This is a genomic window from Xanthomonas sp. NCPPB 1638 (genome assembly GCF_041475635.2).
GTDB lineage: Bacteria > Pseudomonadota > Gammaproteobacteria > Xanthomonadales > Xanthomonadaceae > Xanthomonas > Xanthomonas cucurbitae.
This window is the reverse complement of record NZ_CM192984.1, coordinates 2,616,640-2,635,178: the sequence shown is the minus strand read 5'-3', so window position 1 is coordinate 2,635,178 and position 18,539 is coordinate 2,616,640. Positions and strand designations below refer to the sequence as shown.

Genomic DNA, 18,539 nt, shown 5'->3' with positions numbered 1-18,539 from the left:
AATTTATTCCGGGTCTTCGCGGATCACTGTGGGTGCAATCGAGCATTTTCGGGTAGCGCGGGCAGGAAGCTGGCGATGATCTTGAGCCTCAGGAACTCCTCGTCGCGATAGCCGTAGGCGCTGCGCTGGATGACCCGGATCTTGTTGTTGAGCCCTTCCACCAGGCCGAGGCTGACCTTGTTCTCCGGCCTGCAGTACGCCGCGATGCCGTCCCAGTGCCGCTCGATCATCCCCACGAACGTCTGGTAGGGCGCAAGCCGCTGCCAGCGCAGACTCTGCTTCCAGCGTTCGAAGAACTCCCGTGCACCACGCTCGGTGCGGTAGCTCCACAGCTGTCCGAAGGACTCTTTCAGCAGGTACGCCGTGTTCAGACGTTTGTTGGCCGCCAGCAACTTGGCGAGCGCCTTTCGACCGTCCAGGGTGAGGTTTTCGCGATTGCTCAGCAGGGTGTAACGCTGGCCCTTGATGTAACTGCGATCCTGGCCTTGAAGGCGCTTGTACTCGTCGCGCCGCACCTGATCGAGCGCGTCGGACAGGTGGCGCATGATGTGGAATTTGTCGAACACGATGCTGGCGTTGGGCACGTTCTTGCCCACCGAGTTGCGAAACGGCCGCCACATGTCCATCACCGCCACGTCGATGCCGGCGCTACGTTTTGGGCCCAATTCGGCGAAGAACTGGTCGATGTCCGCCTCGGTGCGCCCACTGCCGCCGAACCAGATCGGTCGGCCGCGCTCCAGATCGCTGACCACAACGCGGTAGTCATGGCCCTTGTGGATCGCGATCTCGTCGATGCCGATGGCGCGCGGCGCCGGCGTCCCCGCCCGGCGCACCTGCTCGGCCATGTACAGCTTGGACAGCTCCTTGACCGTGCTGTCGTGCAGGCGCTCCAGCTCAGCCACGGCCTTGTGCGTCATGCTTCGGCACAGATTGCCCACATGCAGGGCGAATCGCTCGGTGTAGCGCGGATTCTTGGCCAGCCAGTCCAGCCGCTCTACGTGCACGCCGCCGCACCCCGGGCAATCGACCCGCCAGCGCTCGAACTCCACGAACAGCATCCAGCCGGCCGCCCGCAAGTCGCGGGCGCGGCACAGGCGCTTGTCGTAGCGGCTGCGACACCGATGGCCACAGTTGGAACACACGGCCGTTTTTTTCGGCGCCGCAAGGTCACGATCCGCGCCTTCGGGGCGCCGAACACGCCCTTGAGCGTGGACTCCGCCGCAAAGCCGGGGAAGGAAAACAACTCACTCAGCCGACGGCCCGTTTTCATGCAGAACACCGCGTCAAGAAGTCAGCACAGGATGTACCACCTTCTGGGACGGTGGAAAGGGCCTGTTTCCAAGGCTCAACGCAGATTCAGGGGCCTCAAGGCACCCACACGAATCCGCGATGAGCCTTTATTCCTTGCAAGGATGATCTATGGGCGCAGCACAGCTACGCACGAGAGTGGCTCGAACGGTTATCGGTGGTATCAGCAAATGGATAACGTGCGGGTAGGCCCCGCTCTACGCCGGGCCGGTGCTACCGAACAGGAGTGTTTATGCTGCCGGCCATGCTGGAGAAGACAACGACCGGGAATCCGCTCGCCATTTTCTACAGCCGGCACAGGGTGGCATCATTGGATGACCGCTTGCATTCGCCGCTTGGATTTTTCTGGGTGCCCAGAACTGAAATCCGATGGAAGCGGCAGCCGCATGGCTTCGTTGCATCCTCCTTGCTCGTGAGTGCGACTACATCAGCACATTGATATCACGATAACTTCCATACTAGAGTATCGAGAACGAGAGTTATTTCTTATAAGTAGGCATTGCGTGCAACAGCGGATCAATCGAGACACGAAAGCAGGCTTCGGAAAATCATGAAGCGCGATCACCAGCATAGACATTAAGTGATTTGAGTCACAATCAAGTCCGGATGAATTTACGAACACGGCAGGAATGACCCGGCTTTACTATGCAATAAATAACATACTAATAATCACTTTAAAGATATATCGCCATACCTGCTCCTGCGTATCTACGCGGCAGCTGGTGCAGTGCATGATCTTGCGCGGCTGAGCGTTGCCGCGCCGAGGGGCGTGGGCCCGACATTCGGCAGCTCAGGCAGAATCGGCGCCACATTGGCGATGCTTGAGCGTGAGCTGCATCGCGAAAGCAAGCCAGTGGCAGAACCCGCCGTTTACTGGCGTCGTCAAACATTTGAAGACGGCCGTCATGAAAGGCGAGGACAGAGAATCGTCCTGGAAGATCGTTAACGTCTGGTCGCCGAAATGAAGCAAGCGCATCGGGCCAGTACACGGCTGCAACAGGCTTATTGCATCATCAGTATCGGTGTGCTCACCCTGCGACGCTGGACACCCGTACGATCAACGCCTGCAAAGTGCATGACAGCGACGCTGCCGAACAAGCGGCCAGCCTGAGCCGGCGCACGGCCCCGGCCGAAGACTTCGCGACCAATCCGCTTGGCGCAGACACGACCCGCCTGCCACAGGCGTGCGCATCACAGCGGTGAGACATCCACCGATCGAATCGCCGGCATCGGATGCATGCACTGCCACCAGCGCTGAGAGAAAGCGCCGGGCGGATTCAAGACAACAAAAAAGGCCTTGCGGCCTTTTTTCTTTATGATCGACTCGATCGTATGATCGGTCATCTTGATATGGAGCGGGAAACGAGACTCGAACTCGCGACCTCAACCTTGGCAAGGTTGCGCTCTACCAACTGAGCTATTCCCGCATGAAACTAAATTGTACAGCTTGTCACTTCGTTGCGCCAGCCCCCATCGTTGTCGATGAGAAGAAAACGCTTTAGGTGGAGGCCTGGGCCGGAATTGAACCGGCGTACGCGGATTTGCAGTCCGCTGCATAACCACTCTACCACCAGGCCGAAACATCCAGCGCAAGGCGTCCTGCCTGCTGAAACTTGGAGCGGGAAACGAGACTCGAACTCGCGACCTCAACCTTGGCAAGGTTGCGCTCTACCAACTGAGCTATTCCCGCTTGGGAGGCGAAATTCTACAGCGAACAGCATAGGTGTCAACTGTTGCTTTCGATTTTCTTCGCCTTGTTGCTGATTGCGGCTTTTTCGTCCGCGCGCAGGCTCGGCCACGCCGCCTGCAGGTACTGAAATCCAGACCACAGCGTGAGCAGCGCGGCGATCGCCAGCGTCCAGTAGCCGGCGCGGAAGATCAGGTTGCCTAGCCAGATGTCGTGCGTCGGCATCTGTCCGGGCGTGACCGAATACAACAGGCACAGCAACGCCACCATCTGTGCAGTGGTCTTGACCTTGCCGATCACCGCCACACGCACCTTGGCACGCTGGCCGATCTCGGCCATCCATTCGCGCAATGCGGAAACGGCAATCTCGCGCCCGACGATGACCGCTGCCCAGAACGCCATCCACGGCGTCGGGTGGCCTTGCACGATCAGGAACAGCGCCACCGCCACCATCAGCTTGTCGGCGACCGGGTCCAGGAAGGCACCGAACGCGGAATACTGGTGATAGCGCCGCGCCACCCAGCCATCCAGCCAGTCGGTGATGGCGGCCAGTGCGAACACGCCGGCGGATGCAAAATTGGTCCAGGTGTACGGCAGGTAGAACACCACGACCAACACCGGGATCATCAGGATCCTCAGCAGTGTCAGCCACGTGGGGATGGTCAACTTCATTACGGGCTCGGCTCGCCTAGCGCATCGGGAAGCGCCAGCCCGTGCAGGTTAGCGTAGATTCGCGCGGCGAGTGCGGCATTGACCCCTTCCACGCGGGCAATTTCGGCTTCGCCAGCGGCCTTGAGACCGACCAGGCCGCCAAAATGCTTGAGCAGGCTGGCCCGGCGTCGCGGGCCGATACCGGGAATGTCCTCCAGCTTGCTGGTCATGCGCGCCTTCTGGCGGCGCCCGCGGTGGCCCGTGATCGCAAAGCGGTGCGCTTCGTCACGCACCTGCTGAATGAATTGCAGCGCCGGCGATGCCGCGCCCGGTCGCAGTTCACGGCCATCGGTCATGACCAGCGCTTCGTGCCCTGCCCTGCGCTCCTCGCCCTTGGCCACGCCGACCAGCAGCACGTTCTCCACGCCCAGCTCAGCCAGCGCCGCCTGCGCCTGCGCCAGCTGACCGGCACCGCCGTCGATGAGCAACACGTCGGGCAGCACGCCGTTTTCTTCCACCGCGCGGCGGAAGCGCCGCTCGATCGCCTGGCGCATGGCCGCGTAATCGTCGCCCGGGGTGATGCCAGAGATGTTGAAGCGCCGGTACTGGCCGCGTACCGGGCCGCTGGCGTCGAACACCACGCACGAAGCCACCGTCGCCTCGCCCATGGTGTGGCTGATGTCGAAGCATTCCACACGTTTGACCGGCTCGGCCAGGCCCAGCATTTCGCGCAAGGCTTCGCTGCGCGCGTGTTGCGCGCTCTGGCTGGTGAGTTCGGTCACCAGGGTCAGCTGCGCGTTGCGCGTGGCCAACAGCAGATAGCCGGCACGCTCGCCGCGCACATTCCACTTCAGGGCCACCTTGTGCTCGGCAGCGGCGCTGAGTGCGGCTTCGATCAGCTCGGCATCGGGAATTTTGCGGTCCAACAGGATCTCGCGTGGCGGCGAATGCTCGGCGTAGTACTGCGACACGAACGCGGCCAGGATTTCGTCTGCGCTGTCTTCGCCGTTGGTCTTGGGGAAGAACGCGCGCGTGCCCAGATTGCGGCCGTCGCGGAAGCTGAGCAGCAACACGCAGGCCTGGCTGGATTGCGTGGCGCAGGCCAGCACGTCCAGATCGGCGGCGCGGCCATCGACGTACTGGCGGTTCTGCATGCTGCGCAGCGAGGACAACAGATCGCGCAGGCGTGCGGCACGCTCGAATTCGAGCGCTTCGCTGGCCTGCTGCATCGAGTGCATGATCTCTTCGCCGAGCTGGTCACTCTTGCCTTCGAGAAACATCGTGGCGCGACGTACCGATTCGGCATAGTCGGGGGCGGCCACCAGATCCACACATGGGCCGCTGCAGCGGCCGATCTGGTACTGCAGGCAGGGCCGCGAGCGATTGCGGAACACGCTGTCTTCGCAGCTGCGCAGCTTGAACAGCTTGTGCATCAGGCTCAGCGTCTCGCGCACGCCGGTCACGCCAGTATAGGGCCCGAAGTAGCGCCCCTGCACCGCGCGCGGCCCGCGGTGCAGGGCAATCCGCGGCCAGTCCTCGCGCGTCAGCAGCACATAGGGGTAACTCTTGTCGTCGCGCAGGGAGACGTTGTAGCGCGGCGACAGCGACTTGATCAGCTGGTTCTCCAGCAGCAGGGCCTCGGCTTCGCTGCGGGTGACGGTGACGTCCATGCGCGCGACCTGCGAGAGCATGGAGGTCAGCCGCGCATTCTTCGGCGTGCCGTTGAAATAGCTGCCCACGCGCTTGCGCAGGGCGCCGGCCTTGCCGACGTACAGCAAGGTATCGTCGGCCGCGTACATGCGATAGACACCCGGCGCAGTACTCAGCTGGGTGACAAACGCCTTTCCATCGAAATCGGCTTGGGGTCTTGCACTCATTCGTCTATCGCAACATCACTCAGCACGCCGCTCGCCAGGTCGTAGCGCAGGACGGCATGTGCGTCGGTTTCGGCAATCCACACTGCGCCGGCCGTCACCGCCAAGCCAGCCGGGCCATGCAGGCGGCGCGGCAGCTCGATGGTGGTCAGTTCGCCGCCGCCCAGCCGCAGGCAACGCAATCGTCCGTTGCCGGTATCGGCGATCCACAGCAGCGGCGAATCCGCCGCCAGCGCGATGGCCTGCGGGAATTGCAACTGTGCCGTGCCACGCGGCCCGTCCTGGTCGCCGAACTGCCAAAGGCCCTGCCCGCCCACCAGCGTCTGCACCAGGTCGCCGCGCAGTTGCATGGTGCGAATCGACGATCCCAGGCCATCGCAGACGTAGGCAACCTGCTGCACCGCCGCCACGCCTGCCGGTTGCGCGAATGCCGCCAGCTGACCACTGCCGTCGCGCATGTCGAGCGCGCCGTTACCGGCACGCGCTCGCAGTGCGGCGCGCCCCAGGTCGTAGCTCCAGATGCGGTGATCGCCGGCCATGGCGATCAATAGCTGATTGTCGGCGGTGGCCAGCCCCTGCGGGGAGTTCAGTGCGGAGGCGCCGGCAAACGCCAGCGGCCCTTCCACCGGCTCACCCGGGCGACCGGTCCCGCACAGGGTATCGACCTGTCCATTGCGCAGATTGATGCGGCGTAGCGCATGGTTACCGGTATCGGCGACATACAGCTGGTCGCGTTCCAGGGCCAGGCCTTGTGGGCGGCGGAATGCGGCCTCACCCACACCGCCATCGATCAGATCGGCATTGCCGTGACCGAACTGACGCAGCATGCGCCCGCCATGCGTACATTCGAGCACGCGATGGTGGCCGGTGTCGGCGACATACAGGCGGTCCTCGGTCGCGGCCAGCCCAGTGGGAAAGCGCAGTGCCAGACGCGGCTCGGGGTTGCCTTCGGGCACGCCCTGCAGGTCCGCATCGGACGGTGGCTGCTGGCCTTCGCACAGCGCCGCCAGCGCCTTGTCCAGGTCGCTGGTGATGCCTACCAAACGCTGGCGTTCGCGGCCGTGTGCATCCAGCAGCACCAACGTCGGCCAGGATTCAATGCCGAAACGGCGCCAGGTCTCCCAGTCGCGGTCGAGCAGGATCGGCGCAGTGACGCCATGCCCACGCAACTGCTTGAGCGCGCGTTGCGGCTGGCGTTCGCTGTCAAAGCGCGGCACCTGCACCACGATCAGCTGCAGGCGCCCAGGGTTGCGCGCCTGCCATTGCGCCAGCTCGGCCAGCCGCTCGGCGCACCACACCGAGCTGGCATTGACGAACGCCAGCACCAAGGCGCGGCCGCGATGCTCCTGCAAGGTGGAGGGCCTGGCGTTGAGCCAGGTGGGAAATTCCGGCAGTTCCTGGGTGGGCTGGGCAGTCATGCAGGGATTATGCCCAAGCGCGATCAGCCGCGGGTGAGCCTGGCCACGGTCTGGCGTGCAGCGGCATCGACCAGCTGCCAGACATCCTCGAACGCCTCGCTGTCACCGGTATACGGGTCGGGGATCTCCTGGCGTGCCTGCACACCCGCCCAAGGCAGCCAGAGCGTGACTTTGTCGCGCAGCGACGCGGGCGCAAGCTTCTGCAGATCGCGCAGATTGCTGGCGTCTGCGCAGAGCAGCCAGTCGAAGTGGTCGAAGTCCTCGCGTACCAGCTGACGGGCGCGCAGGCCGGACAGATCGACACCGTGGCCGCGTGCACAGCGGATGGCGCGCGGGTCCGGCGGCTCGCCGGCATGCCAATCGCCGGTGCCTGCCGAATCGACCTGGATCCGCCGCGACAGGCGCGCCTCGTCCAGCCGGGCACGCAGCGCCCCTTCGCCCATCGGCGAGCGGCAGATATTGCCCAGGCACACGATCAGCAGCTTCATGCCGCCGCCACGCGGGCCTGCGCGCGGGCCAGGTCGTCGGGCGTATCGATGCCAGGCGGAAACTGTTCCGGGGTCAGAGCAACAGCGATGCGATGGCCGGCTTCCATCGCGCGGAGCTGCTCCAGCGATTCGATGCGCTCCAGCTGACCCGGCGGCATCGCCGCGAAGTGCTGCAGGAACCCGGCACGATAGGCGTAGATGCCGATATGGCGCAGCCAGTGGCCGTCATGCGGCAGATGATCGCGCTGGTTGGCGAAGCTGTCGCGGTGCCAGGGAATCGGCGCACGGCTGAAGTACAGGGCATCGCCGCCAGCGCTGCGGACCAGCTTGACCACATTGGGATCGAACAGATCGTGCGCGTCATCCACCGGTGCGGCCAGTGTGGCCATGTCGGCGCCGGACTGCAGCAGCAGTTCGGCCACCGCGCGGATGCCGGCGGTCGGCGCGAAGGGTTCGTCGCCCTGCAGGTTCACCACGCAGGTGTCAGCGTCCCAACCGGCGATGCGGGCGCATTCGGCGAGTCGATCGGTGCCCGAGACATGCACCGCGCTGGTCATCGCCACACGCACGCCGGCCAGGCCCTGGATGGCATCGGCAACACGGGCATCGTCGGTGGCCACCCAGACCTCCCGGGCGCCGGCGGCCAGGGCGCGCTCGGCCACATGCCGGATCATCGGCCTGTCGCCAATCGCACACAGCGGCTTGCCTGGCAGGCGGGTGGAGGCATAGCGCGCCGGCACGGCGACCACGAAGGGAGGCAGGTCGGCCTGGGACGGACCGGGGACTGCGTGCACGGAGGCGCCTGTTTGCATTTTGACTCCATTAATGAGAATAATTCTTATTCATCGAGCGACGGAATCGTTTTTCGACCATCGTCAGCCACTGCTGCCACCTCCACATTCTAGCGACCCCATGACCGCCTCCCCTCTCCTCCCACGTTGCCCCGAGCAGCGTCCCCTGTCGGTCGCGCTGCTGCTCTGCCTGGCCCTGCCGTCTGTCGCGCGCGCCGACGATGCCACCACCGACGCCCGCACCCTCGATGCAGTCAGCGTGCAAGCCGAACGCGCGGATGGCTACACCGTGCGCCGGAGCGACACCGCGACCCGATTGGCACTGACGCCGCTGGAGACCCCGCAGTCGATCAGCACCGTGTCGCGCCAGCAGATGGACGATTTCGCCCTCAACAACGCCAACGACGTGCTGGCACTGGCGGCCGGCGTCAATGTCGAACGCGTGGAAACCGAACGCACCTATTACACCGCGCGCGGCTTCGACATCCTGAACTTCCAGGTCGATGGGCTGGGCCTGCCCTTCACCAATGGGTTGGGCGAAGGCGATGTGGACACGGCGATCTATGAGCGGGTGGACGTGCTGCGCGGGGCCAATGGCCTGCTGTCGTCCACCGGCAATCCGTCGGCGACCATCAATTTCGTGCGCAAGCGCCCGACCGATGCGCTGACCGGCGCGCTTTCGCTCAGTGGCGGGTCGTGGTCCAACCGCCGCGTCGATGCCGACGTCTCCGGCCCGCTGGTGGCCTCCGGCCGCGTTCGCGGTCGCGTGGTCGGTGCCTGGCAGGACGGCGAGAGCCACCTGGATCGCTATGCGCTGCAAAAGCAGGTGTTCTATGGCGTGCTCGAAGCGGACCTGAGCGACAGCACCTTGCTGACAGTCGGTGCCAGCCACCAGGACAACAGGCCCACCGGCGGTATGTGGGGCGCCCTGCCGTTGTACGACAGCGACGGCACACCGACGCGCTATGCCCGCTCGGCCAGCACCGCGGCGGATTGGAGTGGCTGGAACAGCAGCGACACGCGCACCTTCGTGGAGCTGCAACAAGCGTTGTCCGCCGACTGGACGCTCAAGGCCTCGCTCAACCATCGCCGCTTCGCCACCGAAGGCGATCTGTTCTACGTCTATGGGCAACCGGATCGGCAGACCGGCCTGGGTTTGTTCGCCTATCCCTCGTACTACCGCAGCAACGAAACGCAGACCTTCGGCGACATCGCCATCTCCGGCAGCTTCGCGCTGGCCGGCAGGCGCCACGACCTGGTGGCCGGAGTGAACTGGGGCAGGATGGAAGCCGACCAGTTGTCGCTCTACGGGCGCGGTATCGGCACCCCCTTGCCGCGCCTGGAGGACTGGACCGGCGACTCTCCCAAACCGCCCTTCGATGCCGGTCGTGATGGCGCCGAATTCGATACCACCCGCCGCACCGCCTACGCCACCGCACGCTGGAGCCTGGGCGAGCGGCTCAAGCTCATCACCGGCGTCAACCAGACCCGGGTGGAGAGCGACGGTCGCAGCTACGGCCTGCAGCACCGCTACGCCCGCGATCGCACCCTGCCCTTCGTCGGTGCGGTCTACAGCTTCGCTCCGAACTACGCGCTGTATGCCAGCTATGCGGAGATCTTCAACCCACAGACGCAGCTGGATCGCGCGCTCAACGTGCTGCAGCCGATCACCGGCAGCAACACCGAACTGGGAATCAAGGGCCAGTGGCTGGATGGCCGCGTCAATGCCGCGTTCGCGCTGTTCCGCGCCAAGCAGGACAACACCGCCGAAAGCGACGGCAGCGTCGGCACGCTGCTGGTCTATCGCGGCATCGACGCCACCTCGACCGGCTACGAGGCAGAAATCGCCGGCCGCGTAAGCGACTCCTGGCAGCTGAGCGCCAGTTACACCCAGCTGGGGATCCAGGACGATGCCGGAAACAACGTGCGTTCGTACGTGCCGCGTCGCATGGCCAAACTTGCGACGACCTACAGCATTCCCGGACTGGAACAGCTCAAGCTCGGGTTCAACCTGCGCTGGCAGGACGCCATCACGCGGGTGCAGGACGCCGGCCCGGGCATCGTCCGGCAACCGAGCTATGCGTTGGCAGGCCTGATGGCCAGCTATGCGTTATCGCCACAGTTCAACGCCACGCTCAACGTCAACAACCTTGCCGATCGGCGTTACATCAACAGCCTGTACTGGGATCAGGGCTATGTCGGCGCGGGACGCAACTGGTGGCTATCACTGAACTACCGGTTCTGATCGGCGCGCGGCCAAGGATCGGGCGAAACAGCGAAGCGGGCGAGGCACGCGCCCGCCATGGAGTGCGTTGGTTGGCGAGGGCGCACGCGTGATTGGCGCGCCGGCTAGTCGGTGCGTCGGCTGGCCAGCGTGTCCAGGCGATCCAGCAGGCTCACCCAGAATGCGGCCGGCAGTTCGGCCTTGAGCGGCACGCTATACAACCACTCGTCGGCGAACGCACGGCACTTCACCGCGTCTTTTTCGGTCATCAGGACCGGCAGGCGGCTGCCGAAACTGAAGTCGGCAGCCTTGTAGACATGATGATCGGGAAACGCATGCGGCACCACGCCGATGCCGCGTGCGCGCAGCATGGCGAAGAAACGTTCCGGGTGCGCGATACCGGCCACCGCATGCACGCGTTGCCCAGCCAGAACACCCAGCGGTTGCACGCGTTTGCCATCCATCGGCTGCACGCTGTCGATGCTCAAGCGCATCTGCCATTCGCCGAACCCGGCATCGCCGGCTGGCTGGGTGGCGGCAGTGGCACTGGCCTGGCCGAGATTGACCACGCGGAAGTCGCAATCGTGCGCACGCGCGACCGGTTCGCGCAGCGGGCCGGCCGGCAGCAGGCGGCCGTTGCCGTAGCGGCGCTGACCGTCCACCACTTCGATTTCCACATCGCGCGCCAGCCGGTAGTGCTGTAGCCCATCGTCGCAGACGACGATGTCGCAGCCCGCCTCCACCAGCGCCCGCGCTGCGGCCACGCGATCGCTGTCCACGCGCACGCGCGCACCGGTCTTCCAGGCGATCAGGACCGGCTCGTCGCCCGCGAGTGCGACTGGCGTGTCCGCATCGACCCAACGGGCAGTGCCGGCATCGTCGCGGCCATAGCCGCGACTGGCCACGCCAGGCGTCCAGCCCGCCTCCTGCAGCTTGGAGACCAGCGCGATGGTCAGCGGCGTCTTGCCGGTGCCACCGGCAGTGACATTTCCCACCACCACCACCGGCACCGGCACGCCGCGGCGCTTGAACCATCCGCGCCGGTACAGACCACGGCGCAACGCGGTGACTGCACCGTAGACCGGCGCCAGCAGGCGTGCGGGCAACGGGATGGGCGCGTTGTCGTACCAATACCCCGGCGTGCGGGTGCCGCGCTTGCTCATGCCTGCCGTTCGCGAAACTGCATGCCATGCAGATGCGAGTACAACCCGCCCTGCGCCAGCAATTCGGTGTGGGTGCCACGCTCGACGATGCGGCCCTGATCCATCACCAGCACCTGGTCGGCATGCTCGATGGTGGACAGCCGGTGCGCGATCACCAGCGTGGTACGGTCCGGCATCAGTTTGTGCAGGGCGTCCTGTACCAGCCGTTCGGATTCGTTGTCCAGCGCGGCGGTTGCTTCGTCCAGGATCAGGATCGGCGCGTCCTTGAGCATCGCGCGTGCGATGGCCAGCCGCTGGCGCTGGCCGCCGGACAGCCGCCCGCCCTTGGTCCCCACATACGACTGCAGGCCATCCGGCAGCTGCTCGACGAACTCCATCGCGTTGGCACCGAGAATCGCACGCTCCAGTTGCCCGGCATCGGCGGTGCGCATTTCGCCATAGGCGACATTGTCGGCGATGCTGCCGTCGAACAGCATCACCTGCTGGCCGACCAGCGCGATCTGGCGACGCAGATCGGCCAGCGAATACGCCTGCAGCGGGTGTCCGTCGAGCAGGATCTGCCCTGCCTCGGCTTCGTAGAAGCGCGGAATCAGCTTGATGAGGCTGGATTTGCCGCTACCGGATCGGCCGACGATCGCGGTGACCGTGCCGGGCTGGGCGACGAAACTGACATCGGCCAAAGCCGGGTTCACCTGCTCCGGATAGCGCGCGGTCACGCCGCGAAATTCGATCAGACCCTTGGCGCGCGTCAACGGCCGCACGCCCTGGTCCGGCTCGTCCGGGCTGTCCAGCACAGAAAACAGGCGTTCGGCCGATGCCAGGCCGCGCTGCACCATGTTCTGCACGTTGGTGAGCTGCTTGAGCCCCGGGATGATCGTCAGCATCGAGGTCATCAGCACCACGAAGTCGCCTGCGGTCAGGCGCCCGGCCAGCGCCTGCGCGCCGGCAACGAACAACAGCGCCGACAGGCCGATCGCGCCGATCATCTGCACCGTGGCGGTGGAAATGCCGCGCGTGGATTCAACCTTCATCGCCAGACGCAGATTGCGGTCTGCCAGCGCGCCATAGCGCTCCATTTCCGATTGTTGCGCGCCGTAGATCTTGACCTCCTGGTGACTGGACAAGGTCTGGTCGGCCGCCTGCAACAGATGCGCGCCACTTTCCTGGATGCTGTGGCTGATGCGCCGATAGCGCCGCGCCACCTTGTCCATCACCCAGGCCAGCACCGGCGCCAGCACCACGATGGTCAGGGTGACCTGCCAGCTATGCCACAGCATCAGCGCCAGGGCGCCGATCACCTGCAGCGACTGCTGGATCATCACCTTGACCGCGTCCACCGCGGCCTGTGCAACCTGATCCGAATCCGAGCCCAGCCGGATCAGCATCGAGGGCACCGGCTCCGAATCGAAGCGCGACCCGGGCAGGCGCAGGTACTTGGACATCACCTTGACCCGCAGATCGCGCGCGATGCTGCGTGCGGACTTGCCCATCGCCATGTCGGTGATGTAGCCGGCAATGCCACGCACCACGAACAGCAGGATGATCTGCACCGGCAGCCAGCGGCTGACGTCGGGATTCTTGTAGATGAAGGTTTCGTCGGTGATCGGCTTCATCAACGCCAGGAAACCGGTGGTGCCTGCGGCTTCGATCAACGCAGCGATCAACGCGGCGACCAGCAGCAGCCGATACGGCTTGGCGAAGGTTAACAGGCGACGGTACGTGCGCCAGGACGACGCTGGCGCCGGGCGGTCGTTGGGGTTGGTCACTGGCGGGTTCCGTTCTTGCTGGTCGTGCCGGCGGGAGATGGCGGTGCCGTGGCGATGGCGATACGCCGGAAACCGAGCTGGCCCAACGCATCCTGCGCCGTCACCACGGCCTGGTACGGGGTACGCGCATCGGCACGCATCAACACCGTCTGCTCACGGTCGTCGCCGGCGATCTGGGCGATGGTCTGCTTCAGCGCGTCCACATCCGCACGCAGTACCTCCTGATCGTTGATGAAGTAATGGCCGTCCGCATTGACCAGCACGCTCAGCGAGCGCGGGGGCGCACTGGTGTTCTGGTCGCTGGCGGTCGGCAACTGCAGCTGCAACGTGGAGCGTGCGTCGAAGGTCGTGGTCACCACGAAGAAGATAATGAGGACGAGGATGACGTCGATCAATGGCACCAGGTCGATCTGCGGCTCGTCCTGGCTCCGGTCGCTGCCGATGCGCATCCGTCAGCCCTTCGCCGCGGCAGGGGTGGTGCCAGCCGAACTCGGCGCTGCGGCCGCAGGCACCACGCGGCCATCCATCGTATCCAGCAGCAACGTAGCCTCCTGTTCCATCTCGATGACGTAGCCGGCGATACGCCCTTTGAAGAAGCGATGCGCGATCAACGCCGGAACCGCGATCATCATGCCGGTGGCGGTGCACACCAGCGCCTTGCCGATGCCGCCGGCCAGCTGATTCACATCGCCCACGCCGTGGTCGAGGATGCCCAGAAACATCTGGATCATGCCGACCACGGTACCCAGCAGGCCCAGCAACGGGCCGGCCGAGGCAATCGTGCCCAACGCGTTCAAATAGCGCTCCATGCGATGGACCACATGGCGGCCGGTGTCCTCGATCCGTTCGCGGACCAGCTCGCGCGGGCGACCGCGCATGTCCAGCGCGGCGGCCAGCAAGGCGCCCAATGGCGAATTGCGGCGCAGCGACTCGATATGCGTGGGATCGAGCCTGCCGCGCGCGGCCCAGTTGCGCACCTCTTCGCCCAGGCCGGGGGGCGTCACTTCGTTACGGCGCAAGGTCCATAGACGTTCCAGCACGATCGCCAACGCAATCACGCCCAACAACAGCAACGGCACCATCGGCCAACCGCCCGCCTTGACCAGCTCCAACACGATTCGATTCCTCCGGCGACGCAGCCGCCTATTCGCTGGCCGCTAGGATAACAGCCGACCGCCGCCGTTCCGCAGCATCCCATAGCCGCGGCTGCCACCGCCGTCGCTCGCGGACCTGCAGGCCACCGGCGCCCAGCCAGACCCGCAACGCGCCGGACTCTGCCGTGTTGAGCACTTCGGCGCCATGCGCCTGCCAGCGCTGTACCACAGGCGCGCGCGGATGCCCGAAGCGGTTGCCATGCCCTGCCGACACCAACGCGAGCCGCGCGTTGGTGGCCGCGATGAAGCCGGCGTGCGAGCCATCGGCGCTGCCGTGGTGGGGAACCACCACCACGTCCGCCCGCAACGCCGCTGCATGGTCGCGCAGCAGGCGTCGCTCGACCAGCTCGCCGATATCACCTGGTAACAGCACACTCCCATACCGCGTTGTGACGTGCAGCACGCAGCTGGAGTGATTGCGCAGATACGGGAAGCCTGGGCCCGGATGCAGGAATGCGAAGCGTACGCCGTCCCATTCCCAGTGTTGGCCGGCCTGGCAGCGGGTGGCGACATCCACTGGCGCACCTGCCGGCGCCGCGGTCGTTGCGACCGGCAAGCCGGCGCGCACGGCGGCGTAACCACCGGCATGGTCGGCATCGGCGTGGCTGAGGATCAGCGCGTCCAGTCGACCCACGCCGAGTGCGCGCAAGGCCGGCAGGACCACACGCTCCCCGGCATCGAAACCATCACGCACCGCCGGGCCGGTGTCCAACAGCAGCGCGTGCCGCTGCGTGCGCACCAGCACGGCCAGACCCTGGCCGACATCGAGCAGGTGCAGGTCGGCCTCCCCGGCTGCGGGCAGGGCGCGGTCCGGCCACAGCAGCGGCAGCCAGAGCATGATTGCCAGCGTCTTGCCGGGCGTGCCGCGTGGCAGCAGCAGCCAGAATGCCCCAAGCAGGGCAGCAATCAACGCGATGGCATCGGATTCGGGCACCCACCACAATGCCACCCGTGTCTGCCCCAGCCAGACGAAGCCGGGCCAGGTCAGCTCGAAGCACCAGCCTGCCAGTTGCCATGCCCAGGTGCCGGCGCCGGGAGACAGCGCTTCAAGCGCGGTCCCCAGCAGGCACAGCGGCACGACCACGCAGGTCCACCAGGGAATGGCGACCAGGTTGGCCAGCGGCCCGACCAACGAGGCCTGCCCGAACAGACTGACCGTCAGCGGCAGCAGACCCACCGTGGCGACTGCCTGGGCAGAAAGGAACCCCCGGATCACCGCGCGATCATCCGATGGCAGGCACCAGACCAACCAGGCGACGCCGGCAAAGCTCAACCAGAAGCCTGCCACCAGCACGCTCAACGGGTCCCACCCCAACACCGCCAACAGGGCCAGCGCGAGGATCTGCGGGGTCGTGGCCCGCCGCCGCAAGACCCGCGCCAACGCGACCACCGCGATCATCAGCACCGTTCGCACGGTGGGCAGGGCCAGGCCTGCCAGCACCGCATAGCCTGCGGCGCCGACCAATGCGGCGATCGCAGCGACATGCAGACGCGGGATCAGCGTGCCCAGGCCGGGCCACCAGCGCCACAGCCCAGACGCCAGCAACGCCAGGCATGCGCCCACCAGGCCGACGTGAAATCCCGAGATGGCGATCAGATGGCTCAGCCCGGTAGCGCGCAAGGTTGCCCACGCGGCGTCATCCAGCCCCCGGGTATCGCCCAGCGCCAAGGCCCGCAGATAGGGGGCAGATGGGCCCGGCACCTGTTCGGCAATACGCAGCGACATCCGCTCGCGCCAGGCGTCTACGCCCTGGGGGGCAGCGAGTTGACGCGCGGCAGCGGGGGTGTGCACGGCACCGGTTGCGGCAAGACGTTGCGCCAGCGCCTGACGTTCGGCATCCAAGCCACCCGGGTTGCGCAAGCCGCGGGTTGCCCGCAGCCTGAGCTGCAACTGCCAGCTCGTCCCGGCACGCAGTGCCGCGCGCGGCCCGATCTGCTCGGCCCCGTATGGGTCGTACCACGCCAGCTGCAGCAGCTGGCCGCGCAATGCAGGCGATTGTGCCTGGTCGTCGTCGACGCGCAACTGGAACCGGGTGCGCCGCGGCTCGACCACCGGCAACCCGACGATCCAGCCGCGTACGCTGACAATGCGACCTTCCTCGGCGGGCTGCAATTGCGCCCGCAATACAGACACGGCCTGCCAGCCAGTGAGTCCGAAGCCCAGGATGGCCGTGGCCAGTGCCAGCCCCCATGCACTCCAGCTTGGACGCCGCCACAGGATCAGCCCCGTTCCGAACCCGGCGGCCAGCACGCAACTGGCATAGGCCACCGGCGATGCCACTACAGGCGACCACGCACACGCCATGACGCCGAACAGGAATGCCGCCGCGACAGGCACGGCGGTCATGTGCGGCAGAGGCGCACGCTCGGCGGTCCCTTTCCTCTCGTCTGTTTCCACCCTGATCGTTCCACCCTGATCGCCCTCGGTTCATCAGGCCACGTTAGGCCTGCAGGACCCGTCGCGACAGCGGAAACCAGCGCACGCGCGTGTAGGGGAAGAACGATGCGTCGTGGGAGTTTGCGGCCATACACGGCCTGGGCACCTTGCCGGATCCGATGGCGCAACGGCGCCGAAGGATGCCCGCCGCGCAGGTAACGACCTGCGTCACTGGCATCAAGTTGATGAACCGCACTCGGGTGCGGGCCGCAAGTGGCAAGACGACGGGGACTACGCCATGGGCGACAGAGGCTTCTGCAACCGATTACTGACTAACGCGATGTTCGCCTCGATTTCATGGTGCGAAGGCTATGCTTTCGCGCTATTTTGAGGAGTTAATCCTGTGCGGAAAGGCATTGCACTGATCGTCGGCGTGACCGGCATCTCCGGTTACAACCTGGCCAACATGCTGGTGGCCGATGGCTGGACTGTTTACGGTCTTGCACGCCACCCGTTGCCGCAGGATGGCGTCATTCCCGTGGCAACCGATCTGCTCGATGCGGACGGAACCCGCAAGGCATTGCGCGATCTGCCGATCACCCATGTGTTCTTCTGCACCTGGACACGTCGCGACACCGAGCGCGAGAACATCGAGGCCAATGGCGCGATGATGCGTCATCTCTGCGATGGATTGCGTGACGCACCGCTGCAGCACATGGCGCTGGTCACCGGTACCAAACACTATCTGGGTGCATTCGAGAATTACGGCAGCGGCGAGGCAGAAACTCCATTTCGCGAGAGCGAGCCGCGCCAGCCGGGCGAGAATTTCTACTACACGCTCGAAGACCTATTGTTCGCTCATGCCGAGCGCCACGGCTTCGGATGGAGTGTGCATCGCTCGCACACCATGATCGGCATGGCGAACGGGAGCAATGCCATGAACATGGGCGTGACCCTGGCGGTCTATGCGTCACTGTGCAAGCACACCGGTCAGCCCTTCGTGTTTCCGGGCTCGCAGGCGCAGTGGAACAGCCTCACCGATCTCACCGATGCCGGCCTGCTCGGTCGTCAGTTGGCCTGGGCTGGCCTGAGCCCGGCAGCGCGCAACCAGGCCTTCAACACGGTCAACGGCGATGTGTTCCGCTGGCGTTGGATGTGGGGCGAAATTGCGGCGTTCTTCGAACTCGACGCCGCGCCCTGCCCCGACACGCCGCAGCCGCTGGAAGCGCGCCTGACCAACACCGCTCCTGCGCTGTGGGCCGAACTGGCGGCAAAGCACGATCTGGTGGAATCGGACGTCAATCGACTGGCCTCGTGGTGGCACACCGATGCAGATCTGGGCCGTGAGATCGAGTGCGTCAACGACATGACCAAAAGCCGCGAGCTGGGCTTCCTGGATTTCTACGACAGCCGTGCCTCGTTCTTGGAGCTGTTCACCCGGCTGCGTGCACGGCGCATCATTCCCTGATCGCTGCCAACGCATCGCCGCAGGTGGTCAATGGCCTGCGGCGTGCAGATGTTCGCCGTCGTCACGGCACGGATGCTCCATCGATCAACCGATGGGGCGTGGTGACTCGGTACAACGTGAAAACGCTGCATCCATCGCAAACAGCACTTACTGGTGATCCCCCACCGCAT

At 65.4% G+C, this 18,539-nt stretch carries 13 protein-coding genes, 3 tRNA genes and 1 pseudogene; 2 read left to right on the top strand and 15 right to left on the bottom strand.

Annotated elements, in window-relative coordinates; genetic code table 11:
• Positions 1-23: 23 nt before the first annotated feature.
• The 10 genes from ACCQ13_RS11465 to kdsB all read right to left on the bottom strand — a co-directional run bounded on the left by ACCQ13_RS11465 (position 24) and on the right by kdsB (position 8,187).
• Positions 24-1,142, bottom strand: a complete 1,119-nt coding sequence (locus ACCQ13_RS11465) for an ISL3 family transposase (protein ID WP_159407655.1) — start codon at positions 1,140-1,142, stop codon at positions 24-26.
• Positions 1,143-2,499: 1,357 nt separating this feature from the next.
• Positions 2,500-2,652, bottom strand: a complete 153-nt coding sequence (locus tag ACCQ13_RS11460; RefSeq protein WP_159407209.1) for a hypothetical protein — start codon at positions 2,650-2,652, stop codon at positions 2,500-2,502.
• A gap of 7 nt (positions 2,653-2,659) precedes the next feature.
• A tRNA-Gly gene (locus ACCQ13_RS11455) sits at positions 2,660-2,735 on the bottom strand.
• Positions 2,736-2,811: 76 nt separating this feature from the next.
• Positions 2,812-2,885: transfer RNA gene (locus tag ACCQ13_RS11450), tRNA-Cys, on the bottom strand.
• A gap of 37 nt (positions 2,886-2,922) precedes the next feature.
• A tRNA-Gly gene (locus tag ACCQ13_RS11445) sits at positions 2,923-2,998 on the bottom strand.
• Positions 2,999-3,034: 36 nt separating this feature from the next.
• Positions 3,035-3,667 carry a CDP-diacylglycerol--glycerol-3-phosphate 3-phosphatidyltransferase gene (pgsA, locus tag ACCQ13_RS11440; protein ID WP_159407208.1) on the bottom strand — a complete coding sequence of 211 codons (633 nt, stop codon included), beginning with the start codon at positions 3,665-3,667 and terminating at the stop codon, positions 3,035-3,037.
• The gene (uvrC, locus tag ACCQ13_RS11435; RefSeq protein WP_159407207.1) at positions 3,667-5,523 is read right to left on the bottom strand and encodes an excinuclease ABC subunit UvrC; all 1,857 of its coding nucleotides are present in this window, start codon (positions 5,521-5,523) and stop codon (positions 3,667-3,669) included. Before uvrC ends, pgsA begins: the two co-directional genes overlap by 1 nt.
• On the bottom strand, positions 5,520-6,938 hold the full coding sequence (locus ACCQ13_RS11430; protein ID WP_167526906.1) for a hypothetical protein: 1,419 nt from the start codon (positions 6,936-6,938) through the stop codon (positions 5,520-5,522). The genes uvrC and ACCQ13_RS11430 overlap by 4 nt, the downstream gene beginning before the upstream one ends.
• A 23-nt stretch (positions 6,939-6,961) precedes the next feature.
• Complete coding sequence (locus ACCQ13_RS11425; RefSeq protein ID WP_104605425.1) at positions 6,962-7,426, bottom strand: low molecular weight protein-tyrosine-phosphatase; 465 nt, start codon at positions 7,424-7,426, stop codon at positions 6,962-6,964.
• The gene (gene kdsB / locus ACCQ13_RS11420; RefSeq protein ID WP_223214455.1) at positions 7,423-8,187 is read right to left on the bottom strand and encodes a 3-deoxy-manno-octulosonate cytidylyltransferase; all 765 of its coding nucleotides are present in this window, start codon (positions 8,185-8,187) and stop codon (positions 7,423-7,425) included. The genes ACCQ13_RS11425 and kdsB overlap by 4 nt, the downstream gene beginning before the upstream one ends.
• A gap of 151 nt (positions 8,188-8,338) precedes the next feature.
• Here kdsB and ACCQ13_RS11415 point away from each other — a divergent pair, with 151 nt between their 5' ends.
• Positions 8,339-10,462, top strand: a complete 2,124-nt coding sequence (locus ACCQ13_RS11415) for a TonB-dependent siderophore receptor (protein ID WP_159407206.1) — start codon at positions 8,339-8,341, stop codon at positions 10,460-10,462.
• 104 nt (positions 10,463-10,566) lie between these two features.
• Here ACCQ13_RS11415 and lpxK read toward each other — a convergent pair whose 3' ends face one another.
• From lpxK to ACCQ13_RS11390, 5 genes and pseudogenes are all read right to left on the bottom strand, one after another.
• On the bottom strand, positions 10,567-11,604 hold the full coding sequence (gene lpxK, locus ACCQ13_RS11410; RefSeq protein ID WP_104605098.1) for a tetraacyldisaccharide 4'-kinase: 1,038 nt from the start codon (positions 11,602-11,604) through the stop codon (positions 10,567-10,569).
• Positions 11,601-13,370, bottom strand: a complete 1,770-nt coding sequence (msbA, locus tag ACCQ13_RS11405; RefSeq protein WP_159407205.1) for a lipid A export permease/ATP-binding protein MsbA — start codon at positions 13,368-13,370, stop codon at positions 11,601-11,603. The genes lpxK and msbA overlap by 4 nt, the downstream gene beginning before the upstream one ends.
• Positions 13,367-13,819 (bottom strand): ExbD/TolR family protein, encoded by a 453-nt coding sequence (locus tag ACCQ13_RS11400; RefSeq protein WP_104605102.1) that lies wholly within the window; start codon positions 13,817-13,819, stop codon positions 13,367-13,369. Before ACCQ13_RS11400 ends, msbA begins: the two co-directional genes overlap by 4 nt.
• A 3-nt stretch (positions 13,820-13,822) precedes the next feature.
• On the bottom strand, positions 13,823-14,485 hold the full coding sequence (locus tag ACCQ13_RS11395; RefSeq protein WP_159407204.1) for a MotA/TolQ/ExbB proton channel family protein: 663 nt from the start codon (positions 14,483-14,485) through the stop codon (positions 13,823-13,825).
• Positions 14,379-16,871: pseudogene (locus ACCQ13_RS11390) on the bottom strand (DNA internalization-related competence protein ComEC/Rec2). The gene ACCQ13_RS11395 and the pseudogene ACCQ13_RS11390 overlap by 107 nt, the downstream one beginning before the upstream one ends.
• 433 nt (positions 16,872-17,304) lie before the next feature.
• Here ACCQ13_RS11390 and ACCQ13_RS11385 point away from each other — a divergent pair.
• Positions 17,305-18,369: an SDR family oxidoreductase gene (locus ACCQ13_RS11385; RefSeq protein ID WP_159407202.1), complete on the top strand. Its 1,065-nt coding sequence runs from the start codon at positions 17,305-17,307 to the stop codon at positions 18,367-18,369.
• Positions 18,370-18,539: the final 170 nt, after the last annotated feature.

Coding starts and splice junctions, on each gene's coding strand:
- ACCQ13_RS11460 (WP_159407209.1), bottom strand. CDS start 2,652: ATGACCGATCATACGATCGAGTCGATCATAAAGAAAAAAGGCCGCAAG.
- pgsA (WP_159407208.1), bottom strand. CDS start 3,667: ATGAAGTTGACCATCCCCACGTGGCTGACACTGCTGAGGATCCTGATG.
- ACCQ13_RS11425 (WP_104605425.1), bottom strand. CDS start 7,426: ATGAAGCTGCTGATCGTGTGCCTGGGCAATATCTGCCGCTCGCCGATG.
- ACCQ13_RS11400 (WP_104605102.1), bottom strand. CDS start 13,819: ATGCGCATCGGCAGCGACCGGAGCCAGGACGAGCCGCAGATCGACCTG.
- ACCQ13_RS11415 (WP_159407206.1), top strand. CDS start 8,339: ATGACCGCCTCCCCTCTCCTCCCACGTTGCCCCGAGCAGCGTCCCCTG.
- uvrC (WP_159407207.1), bottom strand. CDS start 5,523: ATGAGTGCAAGACCCCAAGCCGATTTCGATGGAAAGGCGTTTGTCACC.
- lpxK (WP_104605098.1), bottom strand. CDS start 11,604: ATGAGCAAGCGCGGCACCCGCACGCCGGGGTATTGGTACGACAACGCG.
- ACCQ13_RS11430 (WP_167526906.1), bottom strand. CDS start 6,938: ATGACTGCCCAGCCCACCCAGGAACTGCCGGAATTTCCCACCTGGCTC.